The organism is Cupriavidus malaysiensis (genome assembly GCF_001854325.1).
GTDB classification, from domain to species: domain Bacteria; phylum Pseudomonadota; class Gammaproteobacteria; order Burkholderiales; family Burkholderiaceae; genus Cupriavidus; species Cupriavidus malaysiensis.
On record NZ_CP017755.1, the window covers coordinates 979,845 to 1,001,736 of the forward strand.

The 21,892-nt window shown below is 70.2% G+C and carries 21 protein-coding genes; 19 read left to right on the forward strand and 2 right to left on the reverse strand.

Annotated features, from left to right (window positions below):
• Positions 1-28 precede the first annotated feature (28 nt).
• The 12 genes from BKK80_RS23970 to BKK80_RS24025 all read left to right on the forward strand — a co-directional run bounded on the left by BKK80_RS23970 (position 29) and on the right by BKK80_RS24025 (position 11,755).
• Positions 29-1,711: a ShlB/FhaC/HecB family hemolysin secretion/activation protein gene (locus BKK80_RS23970; RefSeq protein WP_084085313.1), complete on the forward strand. Its 1,683-nt coding sequence runs from the start codon at positions 29-31 to the stop codon at positions 1,709-1,711.
• Between the two features lie 137 nt (positions 1,712-1,848).
• Positions 1,849-3,630, forward strand: coding sequence for a DUF2341 domain-containing protein (locus BKK80_RS23975; protein WP_071039560.1), 1,782 nt, complete (start codon positions 1,849-1,851; stop codon positions 3,628-3,630).
• A gap of 12 nt (positions 3,631-3,642) precedes the next feature.
• On the forward strand, positions 3,643-4,053 hold the full coding sequence (locus tag BKK80_RS23980) for an ExbD/TolR family protein (RefSeq protein WP_071021575.1): 411 nt from the start codon (positions 3,643-3,645) through the stop codon (positions 4,051-4,053).
• Between the two features lie 10 nt (positions 4,054-4,063).
• Positions 4,064-4,780: an energy transducer TonB gene (locus BKK80_RS23985; RefSeq protein ID WP_071021573.1), complete on the forward strand. Its 717-nt coding sequence runs from the start codon at positions 4,064-4,066 to the stop codon at positions 4,778-4,780.
• A gap of 125 nt (positions 4,781-4,905) precedes the next feature.
• Positions 4,906-6,648 carry a putative porin gene (locus BKK80_RS23990; RefSeq protein WP_236903944.1) on the forward strand — a complete coding sequence of 581 codons (1,743 nt, stop codon included), beginning with the start codon at positions 4,906-4,908 and terminating at the stop codon, positions 6,646-6,648.
• 10 nt (positions 6,649-6,658) lie between these two features.
• On the forward strand, positions 6,659-7,420 hold the full coding sequence (locus BKK80_RS23995; protein ID WP_084545734.1) for a hypothetical protein: 762 nt from the start codon (positions 6,659-6,661) through the stop codon (positions 7,418-7,420).
• A 41-nt stretch (positions 7,421-7,461) separates the two neighbouring features.
• Positions 7,462-8,040, forward strand: coding sequence for a YbjN domain-containing protein (locus tag BKK80_RS24000; protein ID WP_071021565.1), 579 nt, complete (start codon positions 7,462-7,464; stop codon positions 8,038-8,040).
• Positions 8,037-8,270 (forward strand): hypothetical protein, encoded by a 234-nt coding sequence (locus BKK80_RS24005; RefSeq protein ID WP_071039564.1) that lies wholly within the window; start codon positions 8,037-8,039, stop codon positions 8,268-8,270. Before BKK80_RS24000 ends, BKK80_RS24005 begins: the two co-directional genes overlap by 4 nt.
• 54 nt (positions 8,271-8,324) lie before the next feature.
• On the forward strand, positions 8,325-9,239 hold the full coding sequence (locus tag BKK80_RS24010) for a peptidylprolyl isomerase (protein ID WP_071071589.1): 915 nt from the start codon (positions 8,325-8,327) through the stop codon (positions 9,237-9,239).
• 38 nt (positions 9,240-9,277) lie between these two features.
• On the forward strand, positions 9,278-10,687 hold the full coding sequence (locus BKK80_RS24015; RefSeq protein ID WP_071073258.1) for a Do family serine endopeptidase: 1,410 nt from the start codon (positions 9,278-9,280) through the stop codon (positions 10,685-10,687).
• A gap of 100 nt (positions 10,688-10,787) precedes the next feature.
• Positions 10,788-11,153, forward strand: a complete 366-nt coding sequence (locus tag BKK80_RS24020; protein ID WP_071021556.1) for a hypothetical protein — start codon at positions 10,788-10,790, stop codon at positions 11,151-11,153.
• A gap of 95 nt (positions 11,154-11,248) precedes the next feature.
• Positions 11,249-11,755, forward strand: a complete 507-nt coding sequence (locus tag BKK80_RS24025) for a hypothetical protein (RefSeq protein WP_071073260.1) — start codon at positions 11,249-11,251, stop codon at positions 11,753-11,755.
• Positions 11,756-11,855: 100 nt separating this feature from the next.
• Here BKK80_RS24025 and BKK80_RS24030 read toward each other — a convergent pair whose 3' ends face one another.
• A complete protein-coding gene (locus BKK80_RS24030) occupies positions 11,856-12,749 on the reverse strand; it encodes an IclR family transcriptional regulator (RefSeq protein ID WP_083384659.1) in 894 nt (297 codons plus the stop codon).
• A 134-nt stretch (positions 12,750-12,883) separates the two neighbouring features.
• Between BKK80_RS24030 and BKK80_RS24035 the strand changes: the two genes are divergently transcribed.
• The 4 genes from BKK80_RS24035 (at position 12,884) to BKK80_RS24050 (ending at position 17,217) form a co-directional block, all read left to right on the forward strand.
• Positions 12,884-13,687: an enoyl-CoA hydratase/isomerase family protein gene (locus BKK80_RS24035; RefSeq protein ID WP_205683741.1), complete on the forward strand. Its 804-nt coding sequence runs from the start codon at positions 12,884-12,886 to the stop codon at positions 13,685-13,687.
• Positions 13,688-13,699: 12 nt separating this feature from the next.
• Entirely contained in the window at positions 13,700-14,938 is a 1,239-nt protein-coding gene (locus BKK80_RS24040; RefSeq protein ID WP_071021553.1) for a CaiB/BaiF CoA transferase family protein, read from the forward strand.
• The gene (locus BKK80_RS24045; RefSeq protein ID WP_071021551.1) at positions 14,935-16,101 is read left to right on the forward strand and encodes an acyl-CoA dehydrogenase family protein; all 1,167 of its coding nucleotides are present in this window, start codon (positions 14,935-14,937) and stop codon (positions 16,099-16,101) included. Before BKK80_RS24040 ends, BKK80_RS24045 begins: the two co-directional genes overlap by 4 nt.
• A gap of 114 nt (positions 16,102-16,215) precedes the next feature.
• Positions 16,216-17,217, forward strand: coding sequence for a tripartite tricarboxylate transporter substrate binding protein (locus BKK80_RS24050; protein ID WP_071021548.1), 1,002 nt, complete (start codon positions 16,216-16,218; stop codon positions 17,215-17,217).
• 117 nt (positions 17,218-17,334) lie between these two features.
• Here the strand turns inward: BKK80_RS24050 and BKK80_RS24055 are convergent, their stop codons facing one another.
• The gene (locus BKK80_RS24055; protein ID WP_071021545.1) at positions 17,335-17,964 is read right to left on the reverse strand and encodes a LysE family translocator; all 630 of its coding nucleotides are present in this window, start codon (positions 17,962-17,964) and stop codon (positions 17,335-17,337) included.
• Positions 17,965-18,360: 396 nt separating this feature from the next.
• On the opposite strand from BKK80_RS24055, the gene BKK80_RS24060 reads away from it, so the two are divergent.
• The 3 genes from BKK80_RS24060 to BKK80_RS24070 all read left to right on the forward strand — a co-directional run bounded on the left by BKK80_RS24060 (position 18,361) and on the right by BKK80_RS24070 (position 21,843).
• The gene (locus BKK80_RS24060) at positions 18,361-19,545 is read left to right on the forward strand and encodes a lipid-transfer protein (protein WP_197524083.1); all 1,185 of its coding nucleotides are present in this window, start codon (positions 18,361-18,363) and stop codon (positions 19,543-19,545) included.
• 45 nt (positions 19,546-19,590) lie between these two features.
• A complete protein-coding gene (locus BKK80_RS24065; protein ID WP_071071591.1) occupies positions 19,591-20,418 on the forward strand; it encodes an SDR family NAD(P)-dependent oxidoreductase in 828 nt (275 codons plus the stop codon).
• Between the two features lie 177 nt (positions 20,419-20,595).
• Positions 20,596-21,843: a CaiB/BaiF CoA transferase family protein gene (locus tag BKK80_RS24070; protein ID WP_071021536.1), complete on the forward strand. Its 1,248-nt coding sequence runs from the start codon at positions 20,596-20,598 to the stop codon at positions 21,841-21,843.
• Positions 21,844-21,892: the final 49 nt, after the last annotated feature.

Consider the following 21,892-nt stretch of genomic DNA (forward strand, 5'->3'; position numbering starts at 1 on the left):
AATCGAACCAACAGATCAGAGTCACACAATGCGTGTCATCAGGACGAATCGGCCCTGGCTCCACTGGGCGGCCATGTGCGCGGCGACGATGGGGGCGGCCGGCCACGGCGTGGCGTCTGCGCAGGACGATGCCGCCGCCGCGGCCCCGCGCGCGGCGGCGGTGGCCGGCGCGGAGGCGGAAGCGGAGGCGGGCAAGGCGGCAGCAGGCGCCGCCGCGGAACGGAAGGTCAATATCAACGAGTACATCGTGCGCGGCAATACCGCCCTCGACGTGCGCACCATCGAGAAGGCCGTCACGCCCTACCTGGGGCCGAACCGCTCGCTCAAGGACATCGAGGCAGCCCGCGACGCCTTGCTGGCCGCCTACCAGGCGAAGGGCTACCAATCGGTCTATGTCGACCTGCCGGAGCAGCAGGTCAGCGGCGGCGTGGTCTACCTGCAGGTCAGCGAGACGCGCGTGGGGCGCGTGCGGGTGGTCGGCGCCGAGTACCACTCGCCGCGCGAGGTGCGCGAGCAGGTGCCGTCGCTGGCGGAGGGCAAGGTGCCGGACTTCAACACGGCGCAGGCCGAACTCTCGGCATTGAACCGCACCGGCGATCAGCAGGTCGTTCCCCTCGTCAAGCAGGGGGCCGTGCCCGGCACCATGGACGTCGACCTGAAGGTGCAGGACAGCAATCCGTGGCGGGCCAGCCTCGGCCTGAACAACGACCGCAGCGCCGATACCAAGCCGCTGCGGATGACGGCCACGCTCGGCTACGACAACCTCTGGCAGCTCGGCCACCGGGCCTCGGTCAGCTTCTTCGGCGCGCCGCAGGACCTGAGCCAGACCAAGGTGTGGTCCGCCTCCTATGTCGCGCCGCTCAAGGGCACCCAGTGGTCGCTGGAAGCGAACGCCTACAAGTCGGACAGCAACGTGGCGACCACCGGCGGCACCACGGTGCTCGGCAAGGGCCATGCCTTCGGCGTCAAGGGCAGTTACACGGTGCCGGACACCGGGGCCTGGTGGCATGCGTTCAGCCTGGGGGTCGACTTCAAGGACAACACCGAAGTGACGCGGCTCGGCAGCGCGGGCGACACCGTGCCGCTCAAGTACGCGCCGATCACGCTGGGCTACAGCGGCTTCTACCAGGGCGAGCGCGGACAGTACGCGCTGAACGCGGCCATCGTCACCGGCACGCAGAGCTTCTTCGGCTATGGCAGCAACGAGCACCAGTTCGATGCCAAGCGTTACAAGGCGACGCCGAGCTTCACGCTGGTCAAGGCGGACACCAACGGCACCTACACCTTCCAGGGCAATTCGCAGCTCGCCTGGCGCGTGGCCGGCCAGCTCACCGACTCCCCGTTGATCTCGAGCGAGCAGATCGCCGGCGGCGGCATGAACTCGGTGCGCGGCTACCTGTCCGCCGAGGCGACCGGCGACTATGGCGTGGTCGGGTCGATCGAGTGGCGCGCGCCGCCGATCCCGCTGCTGACGCCGTACGTGGAGGACTGGCGTGTCTACAGCTTCGTCGACGCCGCCCGCCTGGGGCTGCGCGATCCGCTGCCGGAGCAGAAGGCGCGCTTCTCGCTGGCCTCGTTCGGCATCGGCACCTCGTTCCGGCTGGCCACGCATGTGTACGGACGGTTCGATGCCGCCTATCCGCTCAAGGACGGACCGCGCACGCCGCGCCATCGTCCGCACCTGAACTTCAGCGTGACAGCGACCTACTGAGCGCCGCGGCGACGCGGCCCGAAAAAACGATCACCGCAAACGATCACCGCAAACGATCACCGAAATCGATCCATCAACGACTTGACCGCCCGGTGGGTTCCGCAAGGCACCGGGAGCACCCACGGAGAAACACTGAAATGCGACGCATCCTTCCGTTCCTGCTCGCGCTGCTGGGCGCGATGATGCCCGCGCTGGCGCACGCCTGGTGGCAGCCAGACTGGGCTTACCGCAAACCGATCACGATCGACGCCGGCCCCCAGGGCGGCAATATCGCTGCCGATCCCGGCCGCATGCCGGTGCTGCTGCGGCTGCACACCGGCAACTTCAGCTTCGAAGGCGTCAACGAGACCGGCGCCGACCTGCGCTTCGTGGCCGCCGACGACAAGACCGTGCTGAACCACCAGGTCGAGCAGTTCGACCCGATGCTGGGCATCGCGCTGGTGTGGGTGGACGTGCCGGCGGTCTCCGCCAGCGGCAAGCAGCAGATCTGGATGTACTACGGCAACCGCAAGGCGCCGGCCGCCGGCAACGGGCAGCGCGTGTTCGATCCGGACTACACCGCCGTCTACCACTTCGGCGAAGCCAATGTGCCGGCGCGCGATACCACCGCCTACGGCAACCACAGCCAGAGTGCGGTCGTCACGCTCGACGGCGCCATCATCGGCAAGGGCGCGCAGGCCGGCGCCGCACCGGTGATCCTGCCGGCCTCGCCGTCCCTGGCCGTCGCCGCCGGCGGCAGCTTCACGTTCTCGGCCTGGGTGCGTCCGGAGAAGCTCGGTCCGCAGGAGGCCATCTACGTGCGCCGCGACGGTGCCGGCGAACTGGTGGTCGGCATCGACCAGGGCGTGCCCTTCGTGCGCGTCAACGGCCAGACCAGCCAGCCGGGACAGCCGGTGCAGGCAGGCCAGTGGTCGCATCTGGCCGTGAGCGCGGACGGCAAGGCCGTGACGCTGTATGTCGGCGGCCGGCCGGCCGCGACGCTGGCCGCCGCGCTGCCGGCGCTGAAGACGCCGGCCTCCATCGGTGCCGATGTCGAGGGCGCGAACGGCGCGGGCGGCGCGCTGGCACGCTTTGCCGGTGCGATCGACGAAGTCCGCGTGTCCAAGGTCGCGCGGCCGGCGGCCCTGCTGCTGGCGGACGCGGTGTCGCAGGGCGCGGAGTCGCGCCTGACGGCCTTCGGCCCCGACGAGCAGCAGGCGGGCAAGAGCCACTTCGGCTTCATCATCGCGGCGATGCCGATCGATGCCTGGGTCGTGGTCTGCCTGCTGGGGGTGATGATGGCGCTGTCGTGGCTGATCATGATCACCAAGAGCCGCAGCTACAGCAGCAACGCACGCGCCAACGCGGCCTTCATGGACCATTTCCGCGAAACCGCCGGCGCGCCGCTGGACCGCCTGGCCGAGAGCGGCCGCGTGCCGGAAGACGTGCGCGCGCAGTCTTCGCTGTGGCGCCTGTACGAGGTGGCGGTCGACGAGATGCACCGGCGCCACCAGCTGGGCTATGACATGAACGCCGTCTCGGATGCCACCATCAGCGCCATCCGCGCGTCGATGGACGGCGCGATGGTGCGCGAGGTCGAGCGCATGGGCGCGCGCATGAACTGGCTGTCGACCACCATCGAGGGCGCTCCCTACGTCGGCCTGTTCGGCACCGTGATCGGCATCATGCTGGTGTTCGTGGTGGCGGCGATGGCCGGCGCCGTCGACATCAACTCCGTGGCGCCGGGCATGGCGGCCGCGCTGCTGTGTACCGCCGCCGGCCTCGGCGTCGCGATCCCGGCGCTGTTCGGCTACAACTGGCTGGCCTCCCGCTCGGAGGGGATCGCCGCCGACATGGCGGTCTTCGTCGACGAGTTCACCACGCGCCTGGCGGAAGAGCAGGGCGAAGGCCGCCGCGTGCCTCATCTGCAGCGGGCCTGACGGGGGCGGACCATGGCATACGCAAGACGATTCGGCACCAAGAAGCGGGCCAGCGGCATCAACATCACGCCCTTCGTCGACGTGCTGCTCGTGGTGCTGGTCATCTTCATCCTGACCAGCAACGCCAGCATTCCCGGCATCAAGGTGGACCTGCCCAAGGCGAGCTCGTCGGTGGCGCTGGAGAAGCCGAAGACCAAGGCGATCACGGTGGACAACTCCGGGCAGGTGTTCCTCGACGCCTATCCGGTGTCGCTGCCGGAACTGGAAGACCGCCTGCGCACCGAAAAGGCGCTGACGCCGGACTTCCCCGTCATCGTGCGCGGCGACGCCGCGGTGCAGTACGCCAAGGTCGTCGAGGTGCTCGACCTGCTGCGCCGCATCGACCTGAACCAGGTCGGCCTGGTGACCGGCAAGCCGGCGTGAGGAGCGCAGCGTGAAACTTCGCGATTCCACAGTCCGGCCCGCCGGCGGTCCGGCCGGCGCGGCGCTCGCGCTGCTGCGCCGGCGCAGCGGCGCGGTGGCCGGCGTGCTCGTGGCCGCCGGTGTCGCCGCGCTGGTCTGGCACCTGCTCACGGATACCGCCAGCGTGCGCCGTGAGGTGGCCGCGACGCCGATGCTGATGCTGCCCCCGCCACCGCCGCCGCCGCCGGAGCCCGAGAAGCTGCCCGAGCCCCAGCCGGAGAAGATCAAGCCGGAAGTCGTCGAGCCGAAGCCGGTGGAGCCCGTGGAAGCGCCGAAGGACGACGCGCCGCCCAGCCCCAGCAAGGATCTCGGCGACGCGGTCACCATCAATGGCGATGCGCAGGCCGGCACGGATGCCTTCGGCATCGGCGCCGGCGGTGGCGGCGGCATGACGGGCGGCGGCGGCGGGCTCGGCAGCCGCTCGTACAGCGCCTGGCTGTCCGGCGCGATGCAGCAGGCCTTCGCGCGCGACGCGCGCACGCGCCAGCTGGCCTTCGACGATGTGCGCATCGACCTCTGGCTGGATGCCGACGGGCGCGCGGTGCGCGTGCAACTGGCGCGCGGCACCGGCAACAAGTCGATCGACGATGCCGTGCTCGCCATGCTGCATGACTTCCGCGCGGAGGAGCGGCCACCGGCATCGCTGCGCTACCCGCTCTCCATGGCCATCCGGGGGCGGCGGCCGTGAACGACAAGACCGCAGCCGTCCTTCCTTCTCAAGCAACGCACAGACAAAAAATGAACGCAATCGCAATGCAAGCTCCCCGGGAGGAGCAAGCTCGGAGGGCCGCCGCGGCGGCGTCGCCGAGATCGGTGCCGCGCCGGTCGGTGCTGGCCGCCACGCTGGCAGCCTCACTGTTCGTGACGGCCGGCGCCGCCCACGCCGAGGCACCCAGGGAGAGCGCCATGGTCAAGCTGATCCGCGGCCTGATCAGCAGCGGCGCGCTCGACAAGGCAACCGGCGAAGCGCTGCTGGCGCAGGCCCAGACCGAGGCATTCGCCGCGCAGCAGGCCTCGCAGCAAGCAACCCAGCAGGCAACCCAGCAGGCGGCCGCCACGCCGCCGGCCGGCGCGCCGCGCGTCGAGGCGGGCGATGTGCGCGTGCCCTATATTCCGCAGACGGTGCGCGACGAGATCCGCGACGAGGTCAAGGGCGAGGTGATGGCCCAGGCCAAGGCGGAAGGCTGGGCGGCGCCGAACGAGCTGCCGGAGTGGACCAAGCGCATCCATATCGAAGGCGATATGCGCCTGCGCAACGAGTCGCGCTTCTACTCGAGCAACAACAACAACATCCAGATCGACTTCGCCGCGATCAACAAGAGCAGCAACGGCGTCGACGTCAACCCGAACACCAGCGTCGCGCTGCCGCCGCTGCTCAATACGCGCGAGAACCGCACCAACCAGTGGCGTGCGCGGGCCCGCTTCGGCATCTTCGCCGACGTCTCCGACAGCATCAAGGCCGGCGTGCGCGTGGCCGCCAGCAACGACAACAGCCCGGTGTCGACCAACACCACGCTCGGGGGCGGCCTGGCGAAGAAGGACATCTGGCTCGACCAGGCGTGGGTGTCCTACCAGGCGACCGACTGGATGAACGTGATCGGCGGGCGCTTCGCGCCGCCCTTCGTCACCACCGACATGCTGTTCTCGCCGGACCTGAATCTCGACGGCATCGCCGCGCGCTTCGACAAGGACCTGCCGATCAACCGCGACATCAACCTGTTCGGCTCGATCGGCTTCATTCCGCTGGAGTACTCCAACGACAATGCGCCGTCGAACAGCCAGGACAAGATGCACAGCGAGTACAAGTGGCTGCTCGGCGCCCAGGTCGGCGCCAACTGGAAGATCGACAGCGCCAACCGCCTGCGCGGCGCGCTCGCCTACTACGACTTCCACAATATCAACGGCCGCCTGTCGAGCCCGTGCGCGCTCTACGCGGGCGCGACGAGCTGCGATTCCGACTGGTCGCGGCCGGCCTTCATGCAGAAGGGCAATACGCTCATGCTGCTGCGCAATATCTCGCTGAATCCGCTCGATCCGGCCAACACGGCGCAGCCGCAGTTCGTCGGCTATGCCTCGAAGTTCCAGCTGTTCGATGTCAACCTGCGCTGGGACACGCGTGTCGCCGGCGTCTACGGCCTGCGCTTCGACGCCAACTTCATCCGCAACCTGGCCTACAACGAAAACGCGATGTTCACGCGCGCCAACGGCGGCATCGTCAACAACTTCGGCGCCGGCGATGCGACGCGCGCCAGCTTCAAGAGCGGCCCCAACGCCTACATGCTGCAGGCCACCTTCGGCAAGCCGTCGCCGGCCGCGCGCGGCGACTGGAACGTCATGTTCGGCTACAAGCGCATCGAGCCGGATGCCGTGCCGGACGCGTTCAACGATTCGACCTTCCATGGCGGCGGCACCAATGCGCGGGGCTACTACCTCGGCGGCTCGTACGCGCTGGACAAGAACGCATGGGTGACCGGACGCTGGATCTCGACCAAGGAGGTCTTCGGCCCGCCGCTGTCGATCGATACGCTGCAGTTCGAATTCAATGCCCGCTTCTGAGGAGGGCGTCATGACAAAACCGTCCCCGCGTGCATGGGGCATGTCCGCCGCTGTGATGATGGCCGCCGCGCTCTGGGCCGGCAACGGGCTGGCCCAGCCGGCTCAACCGGCCCAGAGCATGGAGGAGCGCCTGCGGGCGCAGCTGCGCAACACCACCGCGCAACTGCAGCAGGCGCAGAACGAACTCGCGGCCTTGAAGGCGGGGCAGTCCGGCCCGGCCGGCGCGCCGGCAGGCAAGGACTCGCCGGACGCGCTGCGCAAGGCGCTCGAGGCCGCGCAGGCCCAGCTCGCGAGCGAGAAGCAGGCTCGCGAGCGCCTGGAGCAGGGTTCGCGCGCGTCGCAGTCGCAGGCCCAGGCCATCGCCGACAAGGCCAATGCCCAGATCGCGCAGTACCGCAATGCCTATGAGGAGTTGCTGAAGCTGGCGCGCAACGCAGAGGCCGAGCGCAAGCGGCTGGGCGACGAGGCCGGCGCGCAACGCAGCGCGCTGGCGCTGTGCGAGGCGAAGAACGCCAAGCTCTATGCCGTCGGGCAGGAGATCCTCGACGCCTACGAGAACGTCGGCATCGGCACGGTGATCGCCTCGCGGCAGCCGTTCGCCGCCAAGGCGCGCGTGAAGTACGAGCAGATCGCGCAGGAGTACGGCGACAAGCTCTACGAGAGCAAGTTCGACCCGCGCGCCGCCGCCGCGGCGGCGCCGGCGAGCGCCCCCGCTGCGGCCCCTGCTGCGGCCCCTGCTGCGGCACCGGCGGAACAGGCCGCCCGGCAGTGATGCGATGACGAACCGCTTACCGAACCACAGGAGTTACCAGCATGAATGACCTGAACCAGGACCTGTCCGCGGAAGGCGCCGCCAGCGGGACCCATGACAAGGCCGCGGAGGCCTCGGGCGCGATCCATCGCTTCGTCACGGCGGAGCAGGTGGCCGATGCCATCCGCGCCGCCGGCTGCGCGGTGACGCTGCTGCAGGAGGACGGCGTCACGCGCCTGCACAGCGCCAGCCACGGCATCGGCTACCAGGTCCATTGGGGCAATACGCTCGGGCCGGACCAGTACCTCGATTTCACGCTCAGCTGCCCGCTGCGCGTGCAGGGCGGCCCGCTGCCGGACGGCCTGGTCGATGAATGGCATCGCACGCGCAGGCTGGCCCGCCTGGCCACGCACGGCGATTTCCTCGTGCTCGAGATGGATGTGGTGGTCACCGGCGGCGTCCACCTGGACTACCTGTCGGTCGCCATCCGGCTGTGGATCCAGATGATGGGCCAGTTCTTCCTGCATCTGCGCAACTTCCGTGCGGACGGCGCGGGCAGCGCAGGCGGCGCGGAGGGCGTGCTGCCGGAGAACGCCGCCCTGGAACCCGCGCCAGCAGGAGCCGAGCCGGTCTTGCAATGAGCGGCTTCGTGCAGGGCGTCCTGACGCTGGCCAGGCAGGCCGAGCACTCGCGCCGTGCGGAGTCAGCGCGCCAGCGGCAGCGGGCTGCGCTGGTGCGCCTGATCGCCGAAGTCTCGATCGAGTTCGGCATTTCGGCCGAGGAGATCGTGCAGGCGCGCCGCGCCGTGCGCATGCGCACGGCGGGCACCGCGCCGCCGGTGTCCGGCCCGATGCCCGGCCCGATGCCCTGAGGCGCCGCCGGGCCGCCGCCATGCGGGCGGCACAGTCTTGCAGTGGAGTCAGTCATGATGAAGAGAACGAATCGGATCGCGCCGGCACTCGGCGCATGGTTGCTAGGGGCGGCATGCCTGGTAGCGGGCGCCGCGCGCGCGCAGGACGAGGTGGTCGCCAGGGGCGCGGGCGCTGCGGTGACGCGGGCCGAGGTGGCCGGGCTGTCGCGCTCGCTGAGCCCGGAAGGCCGCGCGCGCCTGCTCGCGGATGCGGCGGCGCGGGACCAGGTCGTGCGCACGCTGCTGGCGCAGAAGGCGGTGTTGGCCGAGGCGAAGGCCAAGGGCTGGGACAAGCAGCCGCTGGTGCAGGCGGCGATCGAGCAGGCGCAGCGCGAGGTCCTGCTGCAGAGCTACCTGGCGGCGCTCAGCGAGCCGGCTGCGGATTATCCGCCGGAGCCGGAGATCCAGGCCGCCTACGAGCGCAACCGTGCCACCTTCATGGCACCGCGTGCCTTGCACCTGGCCCAGCTCTATGTCGCGCTGCCGCCCGGTGCCGACGCGGCCGCCGTCGATGGCGCGCAGAAGAAGTCCGCCGACCTGGCGCGGCGGGCGCAGGCGCGCGGCGCCGACTTCGAGGCCCTGGCGAAGATGTATTCCGAAGACAAGGCCAGCGCGGCGCGCGGCGGAGACCTGGGATTCGTGCCGGAGACCATGATCCAGCCGGCGGTGCTGGCAGCGGCGAACGCGCTCAAGCGCGGCGAAGTGTCGGCGCCGGTACGCACGCCGACAGGCTTCCACGTGCTGAAGCTGGTCGAGGTCCGCGAGGCGGCCCTGCGGCCGCTCGACGAGGTCAGGGCGCAGATCCGGGCCGCGCTGCGCGAGCAGCGCGCGCAGCAGAATGTGCAGGCCTACCTGGCGAAGCTGGCGGCGGCGGACGCGGTTTCCATCGATGACGAGGCATTGAAGAAGGCGCTGGTGCCGAGCCAATGACGGCAGGCCCGGGTGAACGCGCGGGAGCGGGCACGATGATGCGGCGAGGGAAGAGGGACGGCGGGCCGGCAGGTGGCGCCGCAGCGCTGGCGGCGGCCTGGGCGACGGCGCTGGCCCTGGCCGCGGCGGGCGGCTTCGCGCCCGTGGCCGCCCATGAAGTGGCGCCCGCCTTGCCGAACTTTGCCGCGCTGGCCAGGCGCTACGGCCCCGCCGTGGTGAATATCGGCGTCACGCGTGAAGTGGCGCAGGTGGGCATCCAGCTGCCCCCCGGCATCGAACCCGGCCATCCGCTGGCCCCGTTCCTGGCGCGCCGCGTCATCGGCAACCGCGAGGAGGTCAGCCTGGGCTCGGGCTTCATCGTCAGCGCCGACGGCTACATCCTGACCAACCGCCACGTGGTCGGCGACGCCGATGCGGTGACGGTCAAGCTGACCGACAAGCGCGAGTTCAAGGCCAAGGTCGTCGGCGGCGACGCGCTGTCGGACGTGGCGCTGCTGAAGATCGATGCGGACCACCTGCCGGTGGTGGTGGCGGGCAGCGCCGGCAGCACCGAGGTCGGCGACTGGGTGATGGCGATCGGCTCGCCTTACGGTTTCGCCAACTCGGTCACGAGCGGCATCGTCAGCGCCAAGGCGCGTTCGCTGCCCGGCGAGTCCGGCATCCCCTTCCTGCAGACCGATGTGCCGATCAACCCGGGCAGTTCGGGCGGGCCGCTGTTCGACCTGGACGGCCGCGTGATCGCCATCAATTCGGCGATCTACTCGAGGACGGGAGGCTACCAGGGCCTGTCGTTCGCGATACCGATCGACGTGGCCATGGACGTCAAGGCACAGTTGCTCGGCACCGGCAAGGTCAGCCGCGGCCAACTGGGCGTGACGGTGCAGGAGGTGACGCAGGCCCTGGCGCGCTCCTTCGGGCTGGCGAAGCCGGACGGGGCATTGATCAGCGCGGTGCGGGCGGGTGGCCCGGCCGCGGCGGCCGGCCTGCAGGCCGGCGACGTGGTGCTGGCGGTCGACGGCGCGTCCGTGCGGGATGCCGCCGACCTGCTGGCGACCGTGGCCAGGATCCGGCCCGGTCGCGAGGTCGATCTGCAGGTCTGGCGCGGAGGCGCTGCCAGCCAGGTGAAGGCCGTCGTGGGAGCCCTGGAAAGCCCGGCCGGCAGCGCGCCGGGCGCGCCGACGCCGCAGTGGCTGGGCATGACACTGCGGCCGCTGACGCCGCGCGAGCAGCAGCGCGTCGGCGTCGACCACGGGCTGCTGATCCAGCAGGTCAGCGGGCGCGCCGCGCGTGACGGGATCGCGCCGGGCGACATCGTGCTGTCGCTCAACGCGCGCCCGGTGGCGACGCTGGAGCAGTTCGCCGAACAACTGCGGCAGGCGGGTGGCAACGCCGCCCTGCTGATCCAGCGCGGCCGGACGCGGCTGTACCTGCCGCTCGACCTGGGCTGAGCGGGGATGCCGGCCGCCGGCACGGCGCTTCCGTGCGGTATATTCCGTCCTTCGACAACACGTTCAAGCAAGCGCAAGAGCAAGCGCAAGATCAAGCGGCATGGCCAAGAAATCGATTCGCGTCGCGCATGTGGCGATACCCGGTGACCTGAGCGTCCTGAAGCTGAAGGGGCATCTGAAAACCGCGCTGGCCGAGGCGGCGGAGGGGTCCGGCGACCAGGAAATCCTGCTGGTCAAGGTGCTGGTGCCACGGGCATTGGGCCTGAAGGCCGGGGAAAAGCTGTTCGACAAGGTCCTGCAAGGGATTGTCGACAAGGATGCGCGCGTGTATCGGGTATCGGTCGAGTTCATCGACGGCGAAGTGACGCCGGAGAGGATTTCGGAAAGCCTGGCACGGGCGCAGAAGGAAATCGACGCCTACGGGCACCTGCTGCAGGAATCGGCGGACGACCAGCCACCCGGCTGATGCCCCGGCGGCGAGATCCCGCTGCCCGGTAGCCGCTGCCCGGTGCGGTATCCTAGCGGGTTTCCCGACCGCTACCTGGCAGATTGATGCCCCTGATGCACCATTCCGACGACTCTTGCGCAGCGGAGGAGGTCTCCGCAATCCACCAGCCCCGGCTTTGGCAGGACAAAGGCTGGACCGCCCGCGTCATCAAGAACGAGGATGGCGACGGATGGGCGGTCGAGATGATCCAGGACGGCAGCGCCGAGCCGGCGCTGGTCGGCCCCTGGACCATGGGGCGCAACAAGGTCGACCCGAAGCCGCTGGATGCGGCGGCCTTCCAGACGCTGGTCAAGACCGCCAGCGAGGTCATCCGGCGCCATGAGCAGCAATTGCATGCCCGCCTCAACAAGCAGTGCCAGATCGAGACCGAGGCGGGAAGCGTGAGCGTCAGGCTCGCCGTCACGCCCGATGAGTACGAGCCCTTCGGCACGCTGACCGCCGTCGATTCCTTCGGCGAGGTGATCGCGAGCGTCAAGGTGCCCGCCGATTTCCGCCTGACGCGCGAGAGTGCCGGCCGCTGGGCCGACAGCGGCTTCGGCAAGATCGGCCGGCACGGCTGAAGGCAGGTCGATGCCTGGGGGTGGATCGGGCCGGCGATGCCGTGATGCCGGGCAGCAGTCCTCGGTCCCCCGACCCTCGATCTACCGGTCCCGCGATTTCTCAAGCGCCCGCCGAGCCGCATGCGGACTGGATCTTCCCGATCAGGCCGAGCAGCAGCGTCGCATACCGTGACACCGCGCGCTTGCCACCGGGCTTGGGCGGAAAGCTGATGTTGAGCCCGTACCACAGCTGGTCAGGGCCGCGGAACGCCGCGCCGACGGCGGTGAGGTGTCCGGGCTGGTAGTCGGCCGTGCAGTATCCGAGCGACTGTGCCTGGGCGATCCCGCGGCCCAGCTCCCGCTCGACCGCCGGCCAGGCGTCGCCGGCCTTCTCGGCGATGCGCTCCAGGATCGCGCCGCGCACCGCCGGCGGCGCGGCGGCCAGCCACGCCATGCCGATCGACGTCTGCTCGATCGGCACCCTCGTGCCGGGCTCGACGCGGCGGGTGCGCGACACGCTGTCGACGCTGTGGCGCACCGCGGCCAGGTAGACCATCGCGGTCTGGTCGGGCACGGCCAGGCCCACGTTGACCTTCTCGGCGTCGGCGATCTCGCGCATCAGCGGCAGCGCGATGGCCGGCACCACGGTGGCGTGGTGAAAGGCATCGGCCAGGCTGACGACCACGACCGCCAGGCGGTAGGCGCGCTCCGTGGTGTCGTAGAGCAGGAAGCCGCCGTCCACCAGCGAGCGCGTCAGCCGGCTGACCGTCGGCCGCGGCAGGCCCGTGCGCGCCGCCAGCTCCGCATTGCTCAGGCTCGATGATCCCACCCGGAACGCGCGCAGCAGGCGCAGGCCACGCTCCAGCGACTGGCTGCCGTCGGTCTGCCGCGTAAAGCTGCCGGTGCGCTGTGTCAGCGCGCGGCTGGAGGGCGCGACCGCGGCGGCTTCCGCCGCCGTGGCGGGGCGGGGAGCAGGGGAAGGGGCAGCAAGGGTCCGGCGGCGCGGGGCAGGCATGGGGAGACGGTTCGGCGTGGTGCGATGCGGGATGCCTGGGTCGTGAGCAATTTCGGTATCCGAAATTGCAGTGTAGCGCAGTGACACGTAGCGGCGAATACTGTGCGCGTCCTTGTTCCCCGGAGCGCTACGCCATGGCCTTGGCATCTTCCCCCGATCTCAGCGTGACACGCGACCAGCATGTCGCGCGCATCGAGCTTTCCCGTCCCCCCCACAACTTCGTCGACGCCGATCTCATGCGCCGGCTTGCCGAGGCACTGTTCTGTCTCGACGAAGACGAGAGCTGCCGCGCCATCGTGCTGGCGTCGGGCGTGGGCACCTTCTGCGCCGGCGCGGACTTCAGCGGCACGGCACAGGCCGGCGCTTCGGGCGCTTCGAGTGCTTCGGATGTCTCACGCGATCCGTCGGCGTTCTACGAACAGGCCATGAAGCTCTACCGCAGCCGCAAGCCGATCGTGGCGGCGGTCGAAGGCGCCGCCATCGGCGCGGGCCTCGGCCTGGCGCTGCTGGCCGATTTCCGCGTCACCTGCCGCGCGGCGCGCTTCAGCGCCAACTTCAACCGGCTCGGCTTCCATCCCGGCTTCGGCATGAGCGTGACGCTGCCGCGCCTGGTCGGCGAGCAGCAGGCGGCGCTGTTGTTCTATACGGGCCGCCGCATCGATGGCGCGGAAGCGGTGCGCATCGGCCTCGCCGATGCCCTGGTCGACCAGGGCGAGGTCCTGTCCCGCGCGACCGCGCTGGCACACGAAATCGCGGCGTCCGCCCCGCTCGCCGTCGAGAGCACGCGCGAGACCTTGCGGCTCGGGCTGGCCGAGCGCGTCGTCGCGGCGAACCGGCGCGAGCTGGAGATCCAGCGCGTGCAGTTCGCCACCGCCGATTTCCGCGAGGGCGTGGCGGCCATGGCGGAGCGCCGTGCACCGCTGTTCCAGCGCCGTTGAGGGAGCCACCGCATGCAAACGAAGAATGCGGCCTGCGCCGGACCGCTCGACGGCATCCGCGTGCTGGACCTGACCTCGGTGGTGCTCGGCCCCCTGGCCACGCAGGCCCTGGCCGACCTCGGTGCCGACGTCATCAAGATCGAAGGGCCCGAGGGCGATCTCATGCGCGCCAATGGCGTGTCGCGCAGCGAGGGCATGAGCTCGATCTATCTCGCGCTCAACCGCAACAAGCGCTCGGTGGTGCTCGACCTCAAGCGCGAGGCGGGCGCGGCAGCCCTGCGGCGCCTGATCGAGGGGGCCGACGTGCTGGTCCACAATATGCGCGTCGCCGCCATCGAGCGGCTGGGCTTCGGCTATGCCGCGGTGGCAGCGATCAACCCGCGCATCGTGTACTGCGTCGCCACCGGCTTCGGGCAGGACGGCCCGCACCGCGACAAGCCGGCCTTCGACGACATCATCCAGGCGGCCTGCGGGCTGGTGGCGCTGGGCTCGTCGGGCGGCCGCCCGGAGTACGTGCCGAGCCTGATCGCCGACAAGACCACCGGCATCGTGCTGGCCAATGCCGTGCTGGCCGCGCTGCTGCACCGGGAGCGGCACGGCCAGGGCCAGTCGGTGGAGGTGCCGATGCTCGAAACGATGGCCAGCTTCGTGATGGCCGAGCACCTGGCCGGCCTGACCTTCGATCCGGCTGCCGGGCCCGCCGGATACGCGCGCCTGCTGCAGGGCGGCCGGCGGCCCGTGCAGACCGCCGACGGGTGGCTCTGCGCGCTGCCCTACACCGGGCGCCACTGGAAGGCATTCTTCCATGCGGTGGGGCGCGACGACCTGGCCGAGGCCTACCGCATCGACAGCCGCGCGCAGCGCAATGCCCATATCCGCGACCTGTACCGCCACCTGGGCGAGATCACGCCCACGCGCACCACGTCGGCCTGGATGGCGTTGTTCGAGTCGCTCGACATCCCGGCCACGCCGATCTACGCGCCGGACGACCTGCCCGCGCATCCGCACCTGCAGGCGGTGGGACTGTTCGAGAAGACGACCCATCCCACCGAGGGGCCCTTGCGCGAAATGCGCCCCACGGCGCGCTTCTCGGCCACGCCGCTGGCGCTGCGCCGCCACGCGCCCACGCTGGGCGAGCATACCGAAGAGGTCCTCCGCGAAGCGGGGCTGGAGCCGGGCGAGATCGCCCGGCTCGCCGGCACGCGGGGGACGGTCCGGGACGATACCGACGAGAGAGGAGAACGTTCGTGAATTTCGCACTTGCAGAAGAGCACCAGATGCTGAAGGACCTTGTCGCACGTTTCGTGCGCGAGGAACTGATCCCGCTGGAGGCCGGCGCGCTGGCCCGGGAGGCGGAGAGCGGCCAGCTGACGCTGCTGCAGCACGACCAGGACAGGCTCGACCGGCTGTCGCGCGAGCTGGGTCTGTGGGGCCTCGATGCACCGGCCGAACTGGGCGGCGCGGACCTGCCGGTGGTGGCGATGGTCGGGGTCAACGAGGAGCTTGGCAAGACCATCACGCCGTACGACCTGCCGCCCGATTCGCCTAACCTGCGCATGCTGCTGCGGAGCGCGAACGCCGGGCAGCGCGCGCGCTACCTGGAGCCCTATGCGCGCGGCGAAACGGTGTCGGCCATCGCCATCTCCGAACCGGGCGCGGGCGGCGACCCGGCCATGATGAGCACGCGCGCGGAGCGGGACGGCGACGACTGGGTGCTCAATGGCCGCAAGATCTGGATCAGCCGCGCCGCGCGCGCCGACTGGACCATTGTCATGGCGGTCACCGACAAGGCGCGCGGTGCGCGCGGCGGCATCTCCGCCTTCCTGGTCGATCGCGGCACGCCGGGATTCAAGGTGGAACGCCGTATCGCGATGATCGGTGGTGCCTCCACCTATGAGGTGGTGCTGGAGGATTGCCGCCTGCCGTCCGCGCAGCTGCTCGGCGTGGAAGGACAGGGCTTCGGGCCGATGCAGGCGCGGCTGTCCAGCCGGCGCGTCCAGATGGCGGCCTGGTGCATCGGGCGGGCGCAGCGCGCGCTCGACATGATGTGCGAGTACGCGCTGCAGCGCCGCACCTTCGGCGCGCCCCTGGCGGAACGGCAGGCCATCCAGTGGTGGGTGGCGGACGCCGCCACGCGCATCCACGCCTGCCGCCTGATGACCTACGAGGCCGCGGCGCGCATCGATGGCGGCGACGAAGCGCGCACCCAGGTCTCGATGATCAAGGTGTTCGCCACCGAGATGGCATGGGATGTGATCGACCGCGCGATGCAGACGTTCGGCGCCATGGGCATGACCAAGGAGATGCCGCTGCAGCAGATGGCCAACGAAACGCGCCTGATGCGCATCTATGAAGGCCCGTCCGAAGTGCACCGCTGGGTGATCGCCCGCGACCTGCTCGGGCTCAAGCGCTGACGGCTGCGGCCGGGAGCTGCCTCGCCGGAGGACGGAGCGGCAGGCGGGGCACAGCGCCGCAGGCAAGGCATAGGCAGGACATCAGCAGGACATAAGCAAGACACAGGAGACAAGATGAGCACCATCGACAACGCATCGCGCCGCCGCTTCGTCATCGCGGCCGGCATCACCTGCGCGGCCGGCTTCGCCGGGCTGCCCGCCCCGGCGGCGGCGCAGGCCCCGGCATTCCCCAGCCGTCCCATCCGCTTCATCGTGCCGTTTCCGTCGGGCAGCGGCACCGATATGACGGCACGCGTCTTCGCCAAGAAGATCGGCGAGCTGAGCGGGCAGGGCGTGGTGGTCGAGAACAAGCCCGGCGGCAACGGCTTCATCGGCGTGCAGACGCTGCTCGGCGCTCCCGCCGACGGCTACACGGTATTCATCGGCAGCAACTCGACGCTGTCCACCAATGCCGCCACCTTCCGCAAGCTGCCCTACGATCCGCTCACCGATTTCACGCCGATCACGCTGCTGTCGCGCGGCCCGTGCCTGATCATCGTGCCGGCGAACTCGCCCTACCACTCGCTCAAGGAGCTGGTGGACGACGCGCACAAGCGGCCCGGCGCGCTCAACTACGGCACCGGGTCGGTGTCGTACACCCTGTACAGCGAATGGCTCAACGAGCAGAGCCATATGAAGACCACCGGCGTGCCGTACAAGGGGGCGGGAGATGCCATCAACGGCGTCATGGCAGCGAGCGTCGATTTCGCCGTGGTGGATGCCAGTGGCGCGATCGAGCTGGTCAAGGCGGGCCGGCTGCGCGCGCTGGCCTACACCGCGCCGCAACGCTCGCCGCTGCTGCCCGAGGTGCCGAGCGCCCCCGAAGCGGGGATCCCCGATTTTCTCGCCTACAACTGGGTCGCCGCGGCGGTCTCCGCCAGGACGCCGCCGGCCGTCGCGCAACGGCTGGGAGAGCTGTTCGCGCAGGCGGGCGCCAGCGCGGAGGTCAAGGCCTACTACCAGCGCCAGTCGACCTCGCTGATCCTGTCCACCCCGGCGGAACTGCGGGAGTACCAGAAGACGGAGATCGCGCGCTGGAAGCGCCTGGCATCGATTGCGAAGATCGAACTGCAGTAACGGCGCACCGGCTTGAGCGCGGATGCCCGGGGGCCGCCAGCTGCGGCCCGCCGGGCGCCGGCGCAGGGGAAGGGAGCCGCAGGCGCCATGCGCGTGCGGCTTGCCCTTGGCGCTTCCTCAGTTGCGGCGCTCGAAGGCCAGCTTCAGCCCGAGCCCGATCATCACCACGCCGCTGGTGCGGTGCAGGCCGGTCAGGAAGCGCGGATTGCGCCGGATCCAGTTCGACAGCAGTCCGGCGGACAAGGCCACCGGCCCCTTGACCAGGAAGGTCAGGCACGCGAAGACGAGGCCCAGCACGAAGACGCCGAGGGTCGGATGGGCGGCGTCCGCATGCACGAACTGCGGCAGGAAGGCCAGGTAGAAGATCGCCACCTTGGGGTTGGAAAGATTGGACATCGCGCCTTGCGCGAAGGTGCGCAGCGGCGAGTGCGCGCGACCGGCATCCGCCGTCACTTCCAGGGTGCCGGACGATCGCAGCAGCCCGATGCCGAGATAGAGCAGGTAGGCGGCGCCGACCAGCTTGAGCGCGGTGAACAGCCATTCGGACGCCTGCAGGATGGCGCCCAGGCCCAGCGTGGCGAGAATGGTGTGGCCGATGAGGCCGACGCTGACGCCGGCCGCCGTGACGAGGCCGGCCCGCGTGCCGCGCGCCAGCGTGCGCGACATCACCAGCACCATGTCCTGGCCCGGCGTGGCGATCACCAGCAGAGAGGTGAGGATGAAGACAGACCACGACACTTCCATCATGAAGATCCCTTGTTGAGCGGTCAGCCGGCGAGCGGCTGGCGCCGCCCGTTGCGGGCCGGCGCGGTTGCTTTGGACGACGCATTATGCGCGCTCGGTGCGGATTGCGCTGAGGTGCGCCACGGGGCACCCCGGCGCGGGGGGCAGGCTGCGGCGTCGTTCGGACAGCGGAGGGGGCGTCGATGGCGGGCGACCGCGGCGCGGCGCGGCGGGCAGCACCGGCGGCGCCCGGCCTGATTGTTTCTGCCAATGCTTTTGTCCCAATCGGCGATTGGCGACGCCGCGCCCCCGGCGCACACTGCATCGCGTGGGCCGGCCGGCCGGCGCGGTGCCGGAGGCGGCCCGACGCGGCACGGTCCCGTCGCCGGCCGCCAGCACAGGAGACCCTCGATGACCCAGATGAAACGCGCCGTCCACGTCGTCGGCGTCGGCATGATTCCCTTCACCAAGCCGGGTGCCTGCGATCCCTACCACGTCATGGGCGCGCGGGCGGCGCGGCTGGCGCTGGAGGACGCGGGCGTCGACTACCAGCATGTGCAGCAGGCCTATGTCGGCTATGTCTACGGCGACTCCACCGCCGGACAAGCCGCCATCTACGGCGTCGGGCTGACCGGCATTCCCGTCTTCAACCTCAACAACAACTGTTCCAGCGGCTCCAGCGCGCTGTTCCTGGCGCGCCAGGCGGTGGAGAGCGGCCTGGTGGAGTGCGCGATCGCGCTCGGCTTCGAGCAGATGGTGCCGGGCGCGCTCAAGGGCGCCTACGACGACCGGCCCTCGCCGATGGCGCGCTTCGTCGACACCATGACCGCGCAGCAGGGCTACCAGCCGGACGCGCCGCGCGCGGCGCAGTTCTTCGGCGGCGCGGGGCAGGACTACATCGAGCAGTACGGCATCCGTGCCGACACCTTCGGCCGCATCTCGGTCAAGGCGCGCCAGCACGCGGCGCGCAATCCGCTGGCGGTGTTCCGCCAGACGCTGACGCTGGAGGAGGTGATGGCCTCGCCCACGGTGTTCGGCCCGCTGACGCGCTACCAGTGCTGCCCGCCGACCTGCGGCGCGGCCGCCGCCATCGTCTGCTCGGAGCCGTTCGCGCGCAAGCACGGCCTGGACCGTCGCGTGGTGATCGCGGCCCAGGCCATGACCACCGATACGCCGAGCACCTTCGACAGCGGCGACATGCGCAAGGTGGTGGGCTACGACATGACGGCCGCGGCCGCGCGCCAGGTCTACGAGGCCGCCGGCGTGGGACCGGAGGATCTCGACGTGGTGGAGCTGCACGACTGCTTCAGCGCCAACGAGCTGATCACCTACGAGGCGCTCGGCCTGACGCCGGAAGGCACGGCGGAGAAGTTCATCGTCGACGGCGACAACACCTACGGCGGCCGCGTGGTGACCAATCCCTCGGGCGGGCTGCTGTCCAAGGGGCATCCGCTCGGTGCCACCGGCCTGGCGCAATGCGCCGAACTGGTGTGGCAGCTGCGCGGCCAGGCCGACCAGCGCCAGGTGGCGGGCGCGCGCAACGCGCTGCAGCACAACCTCGGCCTGGGCGGCGCCTGCGTGGTCACGCTGTACCAGGCAGCGTGAGGGCGGCGTGATGATCGACACAGACGACAAGGACAGGAGGCAACGATGACTCGCAAACTCGAAGGCAAGGTGGCGCTGGTTTCCGGCTCCGGACGCGGCATCGGCCGCGAGATCGCTCTCAAGCTCGCCAGCGAAGGCGCGCGCGTGGCGATCAACGACCTCGACGCGGCGCCCGCGGAACAGACCGTCGCCGACATCCGCGCGGCCGGCGGCGAGGCGGTGGCCTGCGTCGGCAGCGTGACCGAGGCCGGCTTCGCCGACCGCTTCGTCAAGCAGGCGCTGGACAGCTTCGGCGGGCTCGACATCATCGTCAACAATGCCGGCTACACGTGGGACAACGTGGTGCAGAAGATGAGCGACGAGCAGTGGGAAGCCATGCTCTCGGTGCACCTGACCGCGCCGTTCCGCATCCTGCGCGCCGCCTCCGGCTTCATCCGCGAGGCCGCCAAGCGCGAGGCCGAGGCTGGCCGGCCGGTGTTCCGCAAGGTCGTGAACATCTCCTCCACCTCGGGCGTGTACGGCAACGCGGGGCAGGCCAACTACGCCGCCGCCAAGGCCGGCATCAACGGCCTGACCCGGGCCATGGCCAAGGAATGGGGGCGCTACAAGGTCAATGTCAACAGCGTCGCCTTCGGCCTGATCATGACGCGCCTGACCGAGGCCGCGGCCGACGCCGATGCCAGCATCGACATCGCCGGCCAGCAGATCAAGGTGGGCGTCAACCCGCAGGTGCTCAAGAATGCCGAGGCGCTGATCCCGCTGGGGCGCGGGGGCACGCCGGAGGAGGCGGCCGGCGCGGTCTACATGTTCTGCATCCCGGAGTCCAACTACGTCAGCGGCCAGGTGCTGGTCTGCGGCGGCGGCCGCCCGTGAGCACGGCGGCGACCTGCCGCCGGGTCACACCGGCAGCTGGTCGCGCCTGGTGGAATTGCTCTTCTGCCATGCAGAACGAAAAACGGCATCCGGCCTTCCGCGCTGCGCTGTCTCGGCTAGACTACCGCCTGCACAGCGGGGACACACCTGCCTCGCAAAGCACTACGGAGACAAGCAGTGACGAACCAAGAGCAATCCCAGGATCTCGACTTCCCGCTGGAAGGCGTGCGTGTACTCGACCTGTCGCGCGTGTTCGCGGGGCCGCTGTGCGGCCAGGTGCTGGCCGACTTCGGCGCCGAGGTGATCAAGGTCGAGCACCCTGGCCGCGGCGACGATACGCGTGACTGGGGCATGCGCATCGGCAAGACCGAGACCACCTACTACAACAGCATGAACCGCAACAAGCGGTCGATCACGCTGGACCTGCAGAGCCCGGAAGGCGTGCAGATCGTCTATGACCTGCTGCCGCAGTTCGACGTGGTGATCCACAACTTCAAGACCGGCGGCGCCGAGAAGCTGGGCCTGGGCTATGCGCAGCTCAAGGCGATCAAGCCGGAGCTGATCTACTGCGCGGTGTCGGGCTACGACAGCAGCGGCCCGGAGGCCAAGCGGCCGGGCTACGACCTGGTCATCCAGGGCGAGGCCGGCCTGATGGCGCTGAACGGCGAGGCCAGCCAGCCGCCGCTGAAGTTCGGCGTGGCGGTGGTGGACCTGATGACCGGCATGTACGCCGCGCAGGCCGTGCTGGCGGCGCTGTTCCGCCGCGAGCGCACCGGCAAGGGCCGCCTGATCGAGATGGCGCTGTACGACTGCGGCGTCATGGTGACCGGCTATTACGGCCTCGATGCCATGCTGCTGGGCCGCGATCCGGCGCGCTATGGCAATGCCCACCCGTCCATCGTGCCCTACGGCATGTTCGATGCCGCGGACGGTCCGCTGATCATCGCGGTGGGCAACAACAGCCAGTTCGAGAAATTCTGCCGCCAGGTGGTCGAGCGCCCCGACATCGTCGAGGACCCGCGCTATGCCACCAACGTGGAGCGGGCCCGGAACCGTGAGACGCTGACACCGCTGATCACCGGCGTGATCCGCGGCTTCGCCCGCGACGTGCTGCTGGAGCGCATGTCGGCCTGCGGCATCCCCTGCGGCAAGGTGGCGGGGCTGCACGAGGCGCTGACCAGCGAGCGCACCCGCCGCGGCGGCCTGCTGCGCGAGATGCCGCATCCGGTGGCGGGCAGCACGCATGTGTTCGCGCCGCCGTACCGGCTGGACGGCCAGCGCCTGCCGATCCGCAGCGCGCCGCCGACGCTGGGCGAGGGCACGCGCGCGGTGCTGCAGCAACTGCTGTCGCTGAGCGACGCGCAATTGCAGGACCTGCAGGCGCGCGGCGTGCTGACGCTGCCGGAGGGCCAGGCGGGCGCCTGAGGGCCCGCTTGCGGACCGCCTTGGCGTCGGTCCGTGCGTCGGTCCGTGC

What these genes read in the sequence shown, in the direction of transcription:
- BKK80_RS23970 (WP_084085313.1), top strand. Translation starts at nt 29, where the DNA reads ATGCGTGTCATCAGGACGAATCGGCCCTGGCTCCACTGGGCGGCCATG.
- BKK80_RS23975 (WP_071039560.1), top strand. Translation starts at nt 1,849, where the DNA reads ATGCGACGCATCCTTCCGTTCCTGCTCGCGCTGCTGGGCGCGATGATG.
- BKK80_RS23980 (WP_071021575.1), top strand. Translation starts at nt 3,643, where the DNA reads ATGGCATACGCAAGACGATTCGGCACCAAGAAGCGGGCCAGCGGCATC.
- BKK80_RS23995 (WP_084545734.1), top strand. Translation starts at nt 6,659, where the DNA reads ATGACAAAACCGTCCCCGCGTGCATGGGGCATGTCCGCCGCTGTGATG.
- BKK80_RS24000 (WP_071021565.1), top strand. Translation starts at nt 7,462, where the DNA reads ATGAATGACCTGAACCAGGACCTGTCCGCGGAAGGCGCCGCCAGCGGG.
- BKK80_RS24005 (WP_071039564.1), top strand. Translation starts at nt 8,037, where the DNA reads ATGAGCGGCTTCGTGCAGGGCGTCCTGACGCTGGCCAGGCAGGCCGAG.
- BKK80_RS24010 (WP_071071589.1), top strand. Translation starts at nt 8,325, where the DNA reads ATGATGAAGAGAACGAATCGGATCGCGCCGGCACTCGGCGCATGGTTG.
- BKK80_RS24015 (WP_071073258.1), top strand. Translation starts at nt 9,278, where the DNA reads ATGCGGCGAGGGAAGAGGGACGGCGGGCCGGCAGGTGGCGCCGCAGCG.
- BKK80_RS24020 (WP_071021556.1), top strand. Translation starts at nt 10,788, where the DNA reads ATGGCCAAGAAATCGATTCGCGTCGCGCATGTGGCGATACCCGGTGAC.
- BKK80_RS24025 (WP_071073260.1), top strand. Translation starts at nt 11,249, where the DNA reads ATGCACCATTCCGACGACTCTTGCGCAGCGGAGGAGGTCTCCGCAATC.
- BKK80_RS24030 (WP_083384659.1), bottom strand. Translation starts at nt 12,749, where the DNA reads ATGCCTGCCCCGCGCCGCCGGACCCTTGCTGCCCCTTCCCCTGCTCCC.
- BKK80_RS24035 (WP_205683741.1), top strand. Translation starts at nt 12,884, where the DNA reads ATGGCCTTGGCATCTTCCCCCGATCTCAGCGTGACACGCGACCAGCAT.
- BKK80_RS24040 (WP_071021553.1), top strand. Translation starts at nt 13,700, where the DNA reads ATGCAAACGAAGAATGCGGCCTGCGCCGGACCGCTCGACGGCATCCGC.
- BKK80_RS24050 (WP_071021548.1), top strand. Translation starts at nt 16,216, where the DNA reads ATGAGCACCATCGACAACGCATCGCGCCGCCGCTTCGTCATCGCGGCC.
- BKK80_RS24055 (WP_071021545.1), bottom strand. Translation starts at nt 17,964, where the DNA reads ATGATGGAAGTGTCGTGGTCTGTCTTCATCCTCACCTCTCTGCTGGTG.
- BKK80_RS24060 (WP_197524083.1), top strand. Translation starts at nt 18,361, where the DNA reads ATGAAACGCGCCGTCCACGTCGTCGGCGTCGGCATGATTCCCTTCACC.
- BKK80_RS24065 (WP_071071591.1), top strand. Translation starts at nt 19,591, where the DNA reads ATGACTCGCAAACTCGAAGGCAAGGTGGCGCTGGTTTCCGGCTCCGGA.